Source organism: Providencia rustigianii DSM 4541, from assembly GCF_000156395.1.
Lineage (GTDB): Bacteria > Pseudomonadota > Gammaproteobacteria > Enterobacterales > Enterobacteriaceae > Providencia > Providencia rustigianii.
Genome location: NZ_GG703818.1, coordinates 426,966 through 440,844, shown reverse-complemented (window position 1 = coordinate 440,844; position 13,879 = coordinate 426,966). Strand labels below are relative to the sequence as shown.

Genomic DNA, 13,879 nt, shown 5'->3' with positions numbered 1-13,879 from the left:
ATAATGAAACAACTGTTAAATCAAGGTATTGAAGCGCGTTTATTAAGTCCCCTTGATGTGCAGTTTGCATACAGTATTGCGGATGAAAATAATCCTATTATGCTGATGACTGCAGCGCTATTGAGTGCAGAAACGATGTCAGGACATGTTTGCTTAGCACTGAATGATATTAGTTTTGAAACGTTATTTGCAGGACGACATCCTGAGTTTTCTGCTCAATTATGGGAAGCGATCGGCGCACCAAGTCCAGAATTAATCAAAGCTGCTTTGTTAGCCTCAGAGTCAGTTTGTTTGGCGGGTGATGAGCGCATTGCACCATTAATCCTATCGGGTGATTATCTCTATTTCCAGCGAATGTGGCAGTATGAGCAGTGTGTTGCGAGTTTTTTCTCGAAAACGCAGTTGGATAGCCATGATGAGCATAGTATTCAACCGATTTTAGACCAACTATTCCCTGAGCCAGCTGATATTAATTGGCAAAAAATTGCTGCAGCAGTTGCTGTAACTAGCCGGGTATCGGTGATTTCAGGTGGGCCGGGAACGGGAAAAACGACAACAGTAGCCCGTATTTTAGCGGCATTAATAAAACTTGGGCATCGGCAATCTCATCGCTTAAGAATTGAGCTTGCGGCACCGACAGGAAAAGCAGCTGCACGTTTAACCGAATCATTAGGTGAAGCAATCAAAAAACTGTCTCTTAGCTCGAATGAAGAAAAATTACTACCAAGCCAAGCTAAAACATTGCATCGCTTACTCGGTGCTCAACCTGAGAGTCAGCAGTTCCGTTATCATCGTGACAATCCCCTTGCGTTAGATATTTTAATTGTTGATGAAGCGTCAATGGTGGATTTACCCATGATGGCTAAATTAATTGAAGCACTTCCGGAACAGGCTAAATTGATTTTCTTAGGAGATAAAGACCAGCTAGCTTCTGTGGAGGCGGGAGCTGTACTTGGTGATATCTGCCGTTTTGCGGATGTGGGCTACAGTGTAAATCGGGCTGCTCAATTGGAACAACTCACCGGCTATGTATTGAGCGACTTTACAAATAACGAAGGCCCAGTGATCCGCGATAGCCTTTGTCTATTGAGAAAAAGTTACCGTTTTTCCGCAGACTCAGGGATTGGGAAGTTAGCTTTTGCTGTAAATACAGGTAATGCGAAGCGTGCTGATATCATTTTAAATGAGCAACTTACCGATATTCACAGTTATATTTTTGATGATAATAGCTCTGAAGTTGAAAGCGGGGAAAGCTACGTGAATATGCTGTTGGATGCTGCAGGCTTTTATCAAGAGTATCTATTGGCGGTTAAAGCGAAAGAGAAACCTGAAAAAATTCTGCATATTTTCAATCAGTACCGTTTATTAACTGCATTACGTGACGGCCCTTATGGCGTTTCTGGGTTAAATGACAAACTTGAAAAACTACTTCATCGACAGGGCTTAATTTATAAGCCTTACAATCAGCAGCATAAACATTATGCGGGCAGACCTATTATGATCAGCCGCAATGATAGTCCATTAGGATTATTTAATGGGGATATTGGGATAATCTTACCGGATGAGGATGGCCAATTTAGAGCTTATTTTCAGTTTCCAGATGGGGAGATTAGAGGCGTTCAACCCAACCGCCTGCCACTGCATGAAACTGCATATGTGATGACGGTACATAAATCACAAGGTTCGGAATTTACTCATACCGCTTTAGTACTGCCTTATATATATTCCCCCGTGATCACGCGGGAGCTGGTTTATACCGCGATCACTAGAGCTAAAAAAGAATTATCACTGTATGGTAGTAAAAAAGTATTACGCCGTGCAATTGAGACCCCAACAAAGCGTCGTAGCGGCCTAACCCTACAACTGATGCAATTGAATTAACCCTACTGATTTAAGGTAATATTATGGAAAACCAACAGCCTATGACCGCTATCACTGTGACATTGAACGCCAAGCTTGAGCCAGCAAGGCGTGCTGATCTAGAAGATGCTTTTGATGAAGCGATGGAAAAACTTGGTAAAGAGAAAGAAATCCAAATTAGTGGTGGTGGTACTCTATTAGGTGACACTGGCGAAGTTTCCGAGTGCGACATCGAATTATCGGTTACTGAGGCAAGTGATGAAAATATCAGCTTAATTATTCAGATGTTTTCTGGCATGTTAGCGCCAAAAGGGTCTCGTTTAACCATTCATGGGGAAGATGTACGAATTGATTTTGGTACTGATGAAGGTTTAGCAGTTTACTTTAATGGGACTGAATTACCGGCAGAGGTGTACGAAAACAATGATATCAATGATCTTTTCGACCAATTGGATGAAGCAGTAGAAGATATTGGCAGTATTCATGGGGTTTGGGATGGCCCAACAGAAACGGCATTTTATTTCTACGGAACCTCTTTTAGTGAAATGGAAGAAATTCTAAGACCACTATTAGAGGCTAATCCACTGAGTCAAAAATGCCGAGTTGTACAAATCGCATAATTTGCTGAACAACGATAAAACCCAGATATGAAATTATCGGTAAGGTTTTTAATCTCATTCATGGGTTTTTATCTGTAGCTTAAGCGACGTGAGTTTTAATATTTAACATCAAAATCTTAGACTTACGTTGATAGTTATACAGAGCCTGTTTTTTCATTGGTAGCATTTCAATTTCGGCAGGCATAAAACCACGCTCTTGGAACCAATGAATACTGCGAGTCGTTAGGACAAATAATTTATCCAGATCTAATTGTTTGGCTTGTGCCGCTACTCGGTTAAGTAGTTCCTCACCACGGGAAGAGCTTCGGTAGTCTGGGTGCACGGCTACACATGCCATCTCTCCTAATTTTTCGTCAGGATAAGGGTAAAGTGCTGCGCAGGCTATCACTAAGTTATCTCGCTCAATAATGGTAAATTTATCAATCTCCATTTCGAGTTGTTCGCGAGAGCGGCGGACTAAAATACCTTGCTGTTCTAATGGCCTGATAAGCTCCAAAATCCCCCCAATATCATTAATATTGGCACGACGGGTTTTCTCTGAACTTTCCATGACGATTTGTGTTCCGATACCATCACGAGAAAACAGTTCTTGGATTAATGAGCCATTTTCTTGATAACTCAATAGATGGCTGCGGCGTACACCACGGCGGCAGGCTGTTGCTGCGCCACGTAAAAAACGTACAGTACCAGAATAATAATCCCCTTCAGACTCTAACTCTTGGATACGAGCTTCGGCTTCATTTGGGAATAATTCAGATAAAATATTGCCGTTTTTATCAGCGACTCCCTGAGAAGAACAAAACCCGATAAGTTTTTCAGCTTTGATTTTTACGGCTAGCTGTGTGGCAATTTCTTCGGATGTCAGATTGAAACTCTCACCAGTCACTGATACTGCAACAGGACCAATTAGGACGATTGAGCCATTATCCAATTGCGCGTTAATCGCATCTTCATTAATGCGGCGGATACGGCCACTATGGCAATAATCAATTCCATCATCGACACCTAGAGGCTGGGCAATTACAAAGTTACCACTGACCACATTAATATGGGCACCTTGCAGCGGTGTATTTCCTAAACTCATCGATAAACGAGCGGTGATGTCCAGTTGTAAGGCGCCAGAGGCTTGTTTCACATATTCAAGGGTATTCGCATCGGTAACGCGCGTATGTTTATGATAAATAGCTTCATAATTATGTTCTGCGAGAATACCTTCTATTTGAGGTCGAGCACCATAAACAACGACAATACGAATTCCTAAGCTATGTAATAAGCCTATATCATTGACAATACTTGGAAAATTCTCATGTTCGATTGCTTCACCACCCAACATAATAATAAATGTTTTACCGCGGTGGGCGTTTATATAGGGTACCGAATGGCGAAATTCATCAACCAACTCGGTGCTGCGCTCTTTCATAATTACCCTCTTAATTGAATTTTTATTCGCTATTACTGTATTTTTATTCTTTTTGGCGGTAAATATCAAGTAAAAGATGAGACAAGAAAAGTAACAAATTTATTTTTAATATTTACATATCTCTATATATAAATGTCTATAATAAAAACAATTCAATCTGTATATCAGATGGTTGCCAATCAATGCTATTCAATTAGTGAGCATAATTAGTCTATTTGGATTGCAGTATGACGTCATTTATATTGCTGAAATAAGATCAGCATTCCGACATATAAATAATAGTTTGGTAATGACAAAGCATGAAGAACTAGATAGAGTGCGAATTAATCGCTAAGATATTATCTCTTGTCTTAATTTATATTTAACTTTTCAGGTTTAGATTCGGAATTATTGATGAGTCATCAAGATCACAGCCCATCAAAACGCCGCCTATTACAAGGTGCGGCTGCGGTTATGCTGCTGAGTGTCAGCCCATTCGGTTTTGCTGCGAGTAGCAGCATTATTGCCGTGCGCATTTGGCCAGCCTCGAGTTATACCCGTATTACACTCGAATCGAGCGTCCCTTTAAAGTATCGCCAATTCGTGCTGAATAATCCTGAGCGCATTGTCGTTGACTTGGAAGGCGTACAGTTAAATAACGTACTAAAAAATATGGGAAGCCAGATTCAGTCTCGTGACCCTTACTTAAAATTAGTTCGGGTTGGGCAATTTGATCCGAAAACAGTACGTTTAGTTTTTGAAGTAAAGAATAAGGTTAGCCCTCGATTCTTTACTATTGCTCCCGTCTCAGAATTTAAACATCGTTTGGTCATTGATTTTTATCCGGGTAAAGGGGTAGAAACCAACGATGATCCTTTATTGGCATTGCTTGAGGATTACAATAAAGGGGATTTAGAAGAGAGTATGCCTGCTCAGGCGAAAAAACCGGGTAAAGCAGGGACTGACCGACCGATCATTATCATGATTGACCCTGGTCATGGCGGTGAAGATCCCGGTGCAATTGGTAAATATAAGACACGCGAAAAAGACGTAGTCTTACAAATTGCCCGTCGATTGAAAGCATTGATTGATAAAGATCCAAAAATGCGTGCTTATATGACACGTAATGAGGATGTATTTATTCCATTGAAAGTGCGGGTAGCAAAAGCCAGAAAAATGCAGGCAGACCTTTTTGTATCGATTCATGCGGATGCTTTTACTAACCGCTCAGCAAATGGTTCATCGGTGTTTGCGTTGTCGACAAAAGGTGCCACCAGTAATACGGCACGTTATCTTGCACAAACCCAGAACGAAGCTGACTTAATCGGTGGGGTGAGTAAAAGCGGCGATGTTTATCTCGACCATACCATGTTAGATCTGGTGCAAACAGCGACAATCAATGACAGTTTGAAGTTTGGGGATGAAGTCCTTAAACGTATGGGAAAAGTAAATAGACTGCATAAGAATCGGGTTGATCAGGCTGGGTTCGCAGTATTAAAAGCCCCTGAAATTCCGTCTATTTTGGTGGAGACTGCCTTTATTAGTAACTTGGAAGAAGAGCGTAAGTTAAAGACTGCTAAATTCCAACAGCAAATGGCAGAGTCAATTTTCCAAGGAATTAAAGCCTATTTCCGCAATGGTGGCGAGTTAGCAATCCGTAATAAATAATTAATAAATTAAAGAAGGTGGTGAGCAGCAATGTGCGCCGCCTTTTTTATTAGCAAAAAAGTAACGTATTGATAAAAAGTAATTTGTTGGAAATTGAAAGAGTAGAAAACGAATTGAAGCTTTAAAGGAATAGGTAAGAAAGAATACAACTAAGAATTGGTTGCGGGGGCTGGATTTGAACCAACGACCTTCGGGTTATGAGCCCGACGAGCTACCAAGCTGCTCCACCCCGCGACTGAAAGGTTAAAATATAACAGGAAATTGGTTGCGGGAGCTGGATTTGAACCAACGACCTTCGGGTTATGAGCCCGACGAGCTACCAAGCTGCTCCATCCCGCGCCTGAAATATTTTTTACTACTTTAATAAACTACATTTTGATTTTACTACCGAAACTACATTGACTAAATCAAGAAATGACTAAATCAAAAATTGGTTGCGGGGGCTGGATTTGAACCAACGACCTTCGGGTTATGAGCCCGACGAGCTACCAAGCTGCTCCACCCCGCGTCCGATAGCGGGCACTATACTCGGGATGAGATCTGATGCAAGTTTTTTCGTGTTTTTTTTTCATTTTTCATTACTTGGAGGATGAAAAATAGACAAAATGTTGATTTTTTATTCTCGGTGAGGGTGAAAAGTAAAAATAGCCCCACTAAATATTTTTACACGTTTCATTCTCAATTTGGGTTTGCTATTGTGCGCTTCATATCGGATATGAGTTAGGTGGTAAAGATGAATTCATGGCAGAAAGGGTTAATTGCAGGCGTCTTTTTGAGTTTTTTAGTTGGTTGTCAATCTCATCCAACAGATAAAGGGCAGCAGTATAAAGATGGTAAATTGGTTAGTGACTTACAGCCAGTGAGTCAAGTTAATGTACAAGGGAGGCCTATTAATACTCCTGACTTTAATCGCCAAGTGACGGAAATTAAAAATTCATCACCACGTTTATTCAATAGTAATAATGACACTTATCATGCGATAGAAAATTGGTTGATGGCGGGGGGCGATCCGGCTCAGTTATCACGCTTTAATTTATCGGCTTTCCAAATGGAAGGAATGGATAACTACGGTAACGTTCAATTTACGGGATATTACACGCCAGTTATCGAAGCTCGCCGTTCACCACAAGGGGAGTTCCGCCATCCACTTTACGGGATGCCACCGAAAGGTAAAAAACGTTTACCGAGTCGAGCGCAAATCTATAATGGTGCGTTAAGTAAAAAACACATACTAGCTTATAGTAATTCTGCAGTTGATAACTTCATGATGGAAGTTCAGGGCAGTGGCTATGTAGATTTTGGTGATGGTAGCCCGCTAAACTTTTTTGGTTATGCCGGAAAAAATGGTCATGCTTATAAAAGCATAGGTAAAGTGTTAGTTGATCGTGGCGAAGTCCCGTTAGAGAAAATGTCTCTACAAGCGATCCATGATTGGACAAATTCCCACAGTGAACAAGAAGTTCGTGAGTTATTAGAATCCAATCCTTCATTCGTTTTCTTTAATCCGCAATCTTTTGTACCGGTACGTGGCGCGAGTGCAGTACCATTAATTGCTAAAGCCTCAGTCGCATCGGATAAAACATTGATCCCACCAGGCACTGCATTATTAGCTGAAATCCCAGTATTGGATAATAACGGAAAATTTACGGGCCAATATGAAATGCGTATGATGGTGGCACTTGATGTTGGTGGTGCAATTAAAGGGCATCATTTCGATATTTATCACGGAACAGGGCATGAAGCGGGAAAAATGGCGGGTTTTTATAACCACTATGGACGCGTGTGGGTGTTGAAAAAGAGCCAACCTGTTTTTAGTTCGTTGTAGTTACTGTTTTAACTAAGGTCGTTTGTCATTATGCAAACTCAACTTTCTGACGCGTGGATGCAGCGATTTGCTGGTATTGGGCGTTTATATGGGCAACAAGCTCTCCAGTTATTTGCTCGTTCTCACGTTTGTGTCATTGGTGTTGGTGGTGTAGGCGTCTGGGCTGCGGAAGCGTTAGCTCGTTCAGGTATTGGCTCTATCACTCTGATAGATATGGATGACATTTGTGTCACTAATACTAATCGACAACTTCACGCTCTGAAATCAACCGTAGGGCAGCCTAAAGTTGATGTGATGAAGAATCGTATTTTGGATATTAACCCCGAATGTCAGGTGAATGTTATCGATGATTTTATTACCGTCGATAATGTTTCTGAATACCTCTCCAAAGGGTTTAATTACGTCATTGATGCTATCGACAGTGTTAGACCGAAAGCGGCTCTACTGGCTTATTGTCGACGTTTTAAAATTCCTGTTGTGACAACCGGTGGTGCTGGTGGGCAAATTGACCCAACACAGATCCAAGTTGTAGATTTGGCTAAGACTGTTCAAGATCCTTTAGCCGCAAAATTGCGCGAAAGATTAAAGTCAGATTTTAATGTCGTTAAAAATGGCAAGGGTAAGCTAGGAATTGATTGTGTATTCTCGACTGAGCAATTGGTTTACCCGCAGAGTGATGGCACAGTTTGTGCGGCAAAAAGTACCGCAGATGGCTCTAAACGTATGGATTGTGCTTCAGGGTTTGGGGCGGTGACGATGGTTACTGCTAGCTTTGGTTTTATTGCTGTATCTCATGCATTGAAAAAAATGATTGCTAAAGCTCAGCGTGAGGCTCAAAAATAGGTTATTGAGGCTACGAGGTAGCCTCAAATATCATTAGGCAGGGGTCATTTCACTCGCGATATTTTTTATCGCGGCGATCAACGCTTGAATACCATTCTGGCGTGACTCGCTAAGCTGTCCTGATAAACCAGTCTGGTTAAAAATATCATCAAAATCAGTTGTTAATATTTGCTCGGCATTCTTATGTTCGATCGCGGTTAACAAGATAGCAAATAAGCCTTTTACTACACGTCCTTCACTGTCACCATAAAAGTGAAAAGTATCATCATCATTGAGAAGTGCGCCAATCCATACTCGGTTTTCACAACCTTGAACTTCTTGGGTCTGTTGTTTTTCTTCATCCGTTAATGTTGGCAACTGTTTCGCTAACTGGATTAATAGACGATATTTTTCTTCCCAAGCTTTTTGTTTGGAAAACTGTTCAACAATTTCATGTGTGACAATCTCTGTGCCAAAGGGATGAGAAGCCAGTTCATGTCTAGACAAAGTCATTAGATTTCCTTTTAATCATTTAAAATCGACAGTGCAAATTTTACTGAATTAATAAACTTATCAATATCTTGTTTATTATTGTAAGGCATCGCGGAGATCCGTAAGCAACCGCTTATTTTCAGTGAATCCATTAATGGTTGTGCACAGTGTTGCCCATAGCGTAGAGCAATTTTTTGTTCGGTCAAGAAAAGACCTAAATCACTATGATGGATATCTTGAAAATTAAAAGATAATAGCGGCGATTGTGGGGCACTGTAGCAAATCAACCCATCGAACAGGGCTAGTTGCTCACGCGCATAACTAATTAGCGAGCAAGTATAAGTTTCTGCTTGGGCTAGGTCTTGAGTTTTTAACCAATCTAAAACTGCAGAGAAGGCTATGACTCCTGCGATATTGGGTGTTCCGGCCTCAAAACGTTGTGGAATCGGCGCAGGTGTGAAACCGTCGAAATTGACTTTGTTTAACATTTTTCCGCCGCCGTGCCATGGCGTCATTTGTTCAAGATGTTCAGCTTTTCCATAGCAGACTCCTAGTCCTGTTGGACCATAGAGTTTATGAGCAGAAAATACATAGAAATCAATATCAGTCGCTGTGACATTAAGCGGGTGATGGACAACACCTTGAGCTCCATCGACAACGACTTTAGCCCCGACATTATGAGCCAACTGAGTTATGGCTTTAATATCAGGTTGATATCCAGTGACATTGGACATTTGGGTAATAGCAATAATTTTGCTATTCGCATTTAAGCAAGATTTAAGTGTAGCAAGATCGAGAGTTAAATCAGTATTTACAGCCCATTTTACGAGCTTCGCTCCCGTTTGCTGAGCCAAGATCATCCAAGGCAATAGATTTGAATGGTGCTCTATTTCACTGACAATAATTTCATCACCGGGCTGAAGCTTGTTACGGAAATAACTCTGCGCAATCAGATTGATCGATTCGGTAGCCCCTCGCGTCCAAATGATGTTCTTTTCATCCATTGCATGGATCAGTTTCGCGACAGATAAGCGCCCTTGTTCATAGTTGCGGGTGATTTTCAGTGACTCGGGGGATTGCCCTCGATAAACGGAGCTGCCCGACAGTCGATAGTAATCATTGGTGGCATTTATCATCTCCAACGGCTTGAGTGCGGTTGCTGCGCTATCAAGGAATATCGTTTCTGAATTTATCGCAGGAAATTGTTGGCGAAATTGTGGAGCGCTAAAATTATCCATGGTGTTAATTCTATGTTGTTACCTATTCAACGAGGTAAAAATGGGCTTATTTAAGGCTTAATCATAACGGAAAATGCGGAATAAGTAGAATGCGATAAAAAACGTCATTCTTTTATCCATTTTTTGAAATATTTTGTTACACTTGATTTTTAATGTGTGACGTAAGTTTTAGAATAATTGCAAACGGTGTGTCATCGATTACTGCTTTAGTATTGAACGTTGTTTTTTAGACTAATGAATAAATTTAATTTAAGATGGCGTTTAAATATGAAGTTATTCTTATTACGATGAAATAAATATTATTTATCTTTGATTTTGTGGGTTTTATAGAAGAACAATAAAAAAAGCACCGCGCTTAGGCGGTGCACTATAAAATCACTATGGACAGACAGGGTAAATGTACAGGAAGTGAAAAAAACAGTAGCAATCGCTACAAAGCCTGGTTTATCCAGACAACTTGCAAACACAACATCACAACCACAAAGCCAAAAGTTTCAAAGTAACTAAACTCTGCAACTTTTCGTTCCGGCTTAGGAAGTGCGCATACTATAGGTATTTACTAGCGTATCCTCAATGGACAATTTATAATGCTTCGGATGAAAAAAACTAATGCATATAGCGAAGCCAAGTAGAACTGATTATGTCTAAAAGATTACCGCCCTTAAATGCTCTGAGAGTATTTGATGCCGCCGCTCGTCATCTAAGTTTTACTAAAGCGGCAGATGAACTGTTTGTTACGCAAGCGGCTGTCAGTCACCAAATAAAAAGTTTGGAAGATTTCCTCGGGTTGAAATTATTTCGTCGGCGTAATCGTTCATTATTACTGACCGAAGAAGGGCAGAGTTATTACCTCGATATTAAAGAAATTTTTTCTTCTTTAAATGAGGCGACGAGAAAGCTTCAAGCACGTAGTGCTAAAGGCGCACTCACTGTGAGCTTATCTCCCAGTTTCGCTATACAATGGTTGGTGCCTCGCCTTTCGGGCTTTAATCAAGCTTTTCCCGGCATAGATGTGCGAATCCAAGCGGTGGATCGTGAAGAAGATAAGTTAGCTGATGATGTTGATGTCGCTATTTTTTATGGAAAAGGTAATTGGTCAGGTCTACGAACTGACCGGCTATATGCCGAGTATTTAATGCCAGTTTGTTCACCAACATTGTTAACTGGAGAAAAACAGCTCAAGATCCCAGAAGATTTAGCGAAACATACGTTGCTCCATGATTCATCCCGTCGAGATTGGCAAGCCTATGTTAAGCAATTAGATATTCAAAATGTGGTGAATGTGCAGCAAGGTCCTATTTTTAGTCACAGTGCGATGGTGATCCAAGCGGCTGTCCATGGGCAAGGTGTTGCGTTGGCCAATAATGTAATGGCAAAAAATGAGATTGATGCTGGTCGTTTAGTTTGCCCATTTAGTGAAGTATTAGTTAGTAAAAATGCATTTTATTTAGTCTGCCAAGAGAATCAGGCAGAGATAGGGAAGATAGCGGCATTTCGTCAATGGATCCTAGCGCAAGCAGCGAGTGAACAAGAAAAGTTAGGTTTTATTACCAATGATCAAGATTTACCGCTTATCGAATAGTTAAACAATCAAAACTAAGGTGCTATCGTGAATAGTCGTTTGATGTTAATTTTTGCAGGGATTAGCGGTTTTTTTGCCGTTGCTTTTGGTGCTATTGGCTCTCATGCGCTTGCGCCAATTATGAGTGAGCACCAAATGGCGTGGATTGAAACAGGTCTACGATATCAAATGTTTCATACTGTCGTTTTGATGGTATTGAGCGCAGTTTTATTACGTAAAGTTATTCTGTGGTTCTATTGGTCGGGAGTCTTTTTCTCCGTAGGGATACTTCTTTTTAGTGGAAGCCTTTATTGTATGGCCTTATTGCAGGTAAAATACTTTTCATATTTTACGCCAATAGGAGGCGTGTGTTTCCTGATTGGCTGGCTTTTAGTGGTTATTGGCGCTATGCGTCTAAGGAAATTGGCGTCACGCAATGAGTAATAAAATTGCACTGTATTGCCGCCCGGGCTTTGAAAAAGAGTGTGCAGCAGAAATTACAGATAAAGCAGGGCAGAGGGAAATTTTTGGTTTTGCCCGTGTAAAAGAGAACAGTGGGTATGTGATTTTCGAATGCTATCAAGCCGAAGATGCCGATCGACTAGCTCGTACTCTGCCGTTTCGTGAACTGATTTTTGCTCGCCAAATGTTTGTTGTGGGAGACTTACTCAAGGATCTGCCACCTGAAGATCGTATTACTCCAATAGTGAATATTCTCAAACAACAAGTTGAGAGAGCGGGTGATCTTCGCGTAGAAGTTGCGGATACGAATGAATCCAAAGAGTTAATGAAATTCTGCCGTAAATTTACAGTTCCTCTGCGTAATGCATTACGTAAAGAAAAAGTGTTATTGGCAAAAGAGAATTTTAAACGCCCAATTGTGCATGTGTTTTTTATTGCACCGGGTTGTTGCTACACCGGTTATTCTTATTCAAACAATAGTTCTATGTTTTATATGGGGATCCCGCGACTGAAATTCCCATCGGATGCACCAAGCCGTTCAACATTGAAATTAGAAGAAGCTTTCCATGTATTTATCCCTTATGAAGAATGGGATGAGCGTTTAGCTAGTGGAATGAAAGCGGTAGATTTAGGCGCCTGTCCGGGGGGATGGACTTACCAATTAGTCAAACGTAGCATGATGGTCGACGCTGTGGATAATGGCCCGATGGCAGAAAGCTTGATGGATACAGGGCAAGTAAAACATCATCGTGTTGATGGTTTTAAGTATCAACCAACATCGCAAAATATTACGTGGTTAGTCTGCGATATGGTTGAAAAACCAGCTAAGGTTGCAGCATTAATGACGCAATGGCTACAGGAAGGCTGGTGTCGTGAAACTATTTTCAATCTGAAATTACCGATGAAAAAGCGCTATGAAGAGGTCACTCATATTTTCGAAAAAATGAGGACCCAGTTGAAAGAAAATGGTATTAACGTATTGATTCAAGCTAAGCAGCTGTATCATGACCGTGAAGAAATCACCGTACATGTGCAGCGGGTATGGTCTGCTAACCCGATGGCTCGTGAGTTTTACTAATTAATCAAACAAAGATAAAAAGTCACTTCACGATGAAGTGACTTTTTTATTTCGAGGGTTTAGCTTCTTGGTAGCGTAGCTGGTTTAGGTTACCTTTAAGAATAATATCGGTTTTCAATGTTGCAATATCCCGGCAAATCATCGCGATTTCCTGATTGTTAGCGAGTTTTTTCTGCCATTTTTCTTCAAGTGAATCAAAGTTAGCATACAGATTCTCAATATTCTGAAATCGCTGAAGTAGCGTTGTGGCACTTTTCGCACCAATTCCTGCAACACCAGGAACTTTACTGCTACTGATCCCTGCAAGTCCCCAATAATCTGGTAGTTGTTCCGGCTTTACACCAAATTCATTTTCAATAAACGGCACATCAAGCCAACGTTTTTGAAAATAATCACGAATACGTAGGTTGGGTGAAAGTAGCTGGCAATAACCTTTATCGGTGGAAACGATGGTTACCGTATGACCCGCACTGGCTATCCGTTTTGCTAGCGTAGCGGCCAAATCGTCTGCTTCATCACCTTCTGATTGCCAGCAGTGAATACCATTTTCTTCAAATTGGGAGACTAACGAGGGAAGCTCAGTTTGTAATTCTTCTGGCATGGGTTGGCGACCCGCTTTGTAGTCAGGCAATTTTTCATGACGCCAACTATGATGCCTGCCATCCTCATCGAAAACGGCCACAATATGGGTGGCATCTGTATGAGTGATTAGCTGAGAAATTGCGGATAAACACGTTTCTCCACAGGGGCTACCTTGAACCGCGTGGATACGTCGAATTAGATTCAATGCGTCAATAATTAATAAGTGGATCATAAATACCGTTAGGCCTTCTGACGCGCCATCCTTGGCGCGA

The 13,879-nt window shown here is 41.1% G+C and carries 12 protein-coding genes and 3 tRNA genes; 8 read left to right on the top strand and 7 right to left on the bottom strand.

Translation table 11 applies throughout. The features are described from left to right. Positions 1–3: 3 nt before the first annotated feature. A complete protein-coding gene (recD, locus tag PROVRUST_RS07115; RefSeq protein ID WP_006814072.1) occupies positions 4–1,881 on the top strand; it encodes an exodeoxyribonuclease V subunit alpha in 1,878 nt (625 codons plus the stop codon). Between the two features lie 23 nt (positions 1,882–1,904). Then, on the top strand, positions 1,905–2,480 hold the full coding sequence (locus tag PROVRUST_RS07110; RefSeq protein WP_006814071.1) for a hypothetical protein: 576 nt from the start codon (positions 1,905–1,907) through the stop codon (positions 2,478–2,480). Positions 2,481–2,559: 79 nt separating this feature from the next. On the opposite strand, the gene argA is transcribed toward PROVRUST_RS07110, so the two are convergent. Then, positions 2,560–3,900 (bottom strand): amino-acid N-acetyltransferase, encoded by a 1,341-nt coding sequence (gene argA, locus PROVRUST_RS07105; protein ID WP_039854708.1) that lies wholly within the window; start codon positions 3,898–3,900, stop codon positions 2,560–2,562. A gap of 393 nt (positions 3,901–4,293) precedes the next feature. Between argA and amiC the strand changes: the two genes are divergently transcribed. Next, on the top strand, positions 4,294–5,547 hold the full coding sequence (amiC, locus tag PROVRUST_RS07100; protein WP_006814069.1) for an N-acetylmuramoyl-L-alanine amidase AmiC: 1,254 nt from the start codon (positions 4,294–4,296) through the stop codon (positions 5,545–5,547). Between the two features lie 157 nt (positions 5,548–5,704). On the opposite strand, the gene PROVRUST_RS07095 is transcribed toward amiC, so the two are convergent. The 3 genes from PROVRUST_RS07095 to PROVRUST_RS07085 all read right to left on the bottom strand — a co-directional run bounded on the left by PROVRUST_RS07095 (position 5,705) and on the right by PROVRUST_RS07085 (position 6,055). Further along, positions 5,705–5,781: transfer RNA gene (locus PROVRUST_RS07095), tRNA-Met, on the bottom strand. A 28-nt stretch (positions 5,782–5,809) separates the two neighbouring features. Further along, positions 5,810–5,886, bottom strand: a tRNA-Met gene (locus PROVRUST_RS07090). A 92-nt stretch (positions 5,887–5,978) separates the two neighbouring features. Next, positions 5,979–6,055 (bottom strand) — tRNA-Met (locus PROVRUST_RS07085). A gap of 225 nt (positions 6,056–6,280) precedes the next feature. On the opposite strand from PROVRUST_RS07085, the gene mltA reads away from it, so the two are divergent. Together mltA and tcdA are read left to right on the top strand one after the other, a co-directional pair. Beyond that, a complete protein-coding gene (gene mltA, locus PROVRUST_RS07080) occupies positions 6,281–7,372 on the top strand; it encodes a murein transglycosylase A (protein ID WP_006814067.1) in 1,092 nt (363 codons plus the stop codon). A gap of 30 nt (positions 7,373–7,402) precedes the next feature. Next, a complete protein-coding gene (tcdA, locus tag PROVRUST_RS07075; protein ID WP_006814066.1) occupies positions 7,403–8,215 on the top strand; it encodes a tRNA cyclic N6-threonylcarbamoyladenosine(37) synthase TcdA in 813 nt (270 codons plus the stop codon). Between the two features lie 33 nt (positions 8,216–8,248). Here the strand turns inward: tcdA and csdE are convergent, their stop codons facing one another. Continuing rightward, positions 8,249–8,707: a cysteine desulfurase sulfur acceptor subunit CsdE gene (gene csdE, locus PROVRUST_RS07070; protein WP_006814065.1), complete on the bottom strand. Its 459-nt coding sequence runs from the start codon at positions 8,705–8,707 to the stop codon at positions 8,249–8,251. 11 nt (positions 8,708–8,718) lie between these two features. After that, positions 8,719–9,924 carry a cysteine desulfurase CsdA gene (csdA, locus tag PROVRUST_RS07065; protein WP_006814064.1) on the bottom strand — a complete coding sequence of 402 codons (1,206 nt, stop codon included), beginning with the start codon at positions 9,922–9,924 and terminating at the stop codon, positions 8,719–8,721. A gap of 640 nt (positions 9,925–10,564) precedes the next feature. On the opposite strand from csdA, the gene PROVRUST_RS07060 reads away from it, so the two are divergent. The 3 genes from PROVRUST_RS07060 to rlmM are packed head-to-tail and all read left to right on the top strand — an operon-like array spanning position 10,565 to position 13,025. Continuing rightward, positions 10,565–11,506, top strand: coding sequence for a transcriptional regulator GcvA (locus PROVRUST_RS07060; protein ID WP_006814063.1), 942 nt, complete (start codon positions 10,565–10,567; stop codon positions 11,504–11,506). A gap of 27 nt (positions 11,507–11,533) precedes the next feature. Next, entirely contained in the window at positions 11,534–11,929 is a 396-nt protein-coding gene (locus tag PROVRUST_RS07055) for a DUF423 domain-containing protein (protein WP_039854706.1), read from the top strand. Then, the gene (rlmM, locus tag PROVRUST_RS07050; protein ID WP_006814061.1) at positions 11,922–13,025 is read left to right on the top strand and encodes a 23S rRNA (cytidine(2498)-2'-O)-methyltransferase RlmM; all 1,104 of its coding nucleotides are present in this window, start codon (positions 11,922–11,924) and stop codon (positions 13,023–13,025) included. The genes PROVRUST_RS07055 and rlmM overlap by 8 nt, the downstream gene beginning before the upstream one ends. A 46-nt stretch (positions 13,026–13,071) precedes the next feature. Here the strand turns inward: rlmM and xni are convergent, their stop codons facing one another. Beyond that, positions 13,072–13,839, bottom strand: coding sequence for a flap endonuclease Xni (xni, locus tag PROVRUST_RS07045; protein WP_006814060.1), 768 nt, complete (start codon positions 13,837–13,839; stop codon positions 13,072–13,074). Positions 13,840–13,879 lie beyond the last annotated feature (40 nt).

Bases quoted from the DNA above. Each gene is read 5' to 3' on its own strand.
- rlmM (WP_006814061.1), top strand. From the start codon at position 11,922: ATGAGTAATAAAATTGCACTGTATTGCCGCCCGGGCTTTGAAAAAGAG.
- amiC (WP_006814069.1), top strand. From the start codon at position 4,294: ATGAGTCATCAAGATCACAGCCCATCAAAACGCCGCCTATTACAAGGT.
- tcdA (WP_006814066.1), top strand. From the start codon at position 7,403: ATGCAAACTCAACTTTCTGACGCGTGGATGCAGCGATTTGCTGGTATT.
- recD (WP_006814072.1), top strand. From the start codon at position 4: ATGAAACAACTGTTAAATCAAGGTATTGAAGCGCGTTTATTAAGTCCC.
- xni (WP_006814060.1), bottom strand. From the start codon at position 13,839: ATGATCCACTTATTAATTATTGACGCATTGAATCTAATTCGACGTATC.
- csdE (WP_006814065.1), bottom strand. From the start codon at position 8,707: ATGACTTTGTCTAGACATGAACTGGCTTCTCATCCCTTTGGCACAGAG.
- argA (WP_039854708.1), bottom strand. From the start codon at position 3,900: ATGAAAGAGCGCAGCACCGAGTTGGTTGATGAATTTCGCCATTCGGTA.
- mltA (WP_006814067.1), top strand. From the start codon at position 6,281: ATGAATTCATGGCAGAAAGGGTTAATTGCAGGCGTCTTTTTGAGTTTT.
- PROVRUST_RS07060 (WP_006814063.1), top strand. From the start codon at position 10,565: ATGTCTAAAAGATTACCGCCCTTAAATGCTCTGAGAGTATTTGATGCC.
- PROVRUST_RS07110 (WP_006814071.1), top strand. From the start codon at position 1,905: ATGGAAAACCAACAGCCTATGACCGCTATCACTGTGACATTGAACGCC.
- csdA (WP_006814064.1), bottom strand. From the start codon at position 9,924: ATGGATAATTTTAGCGCTCCACAATTTCGCCAACAATTTCCTGCGATA.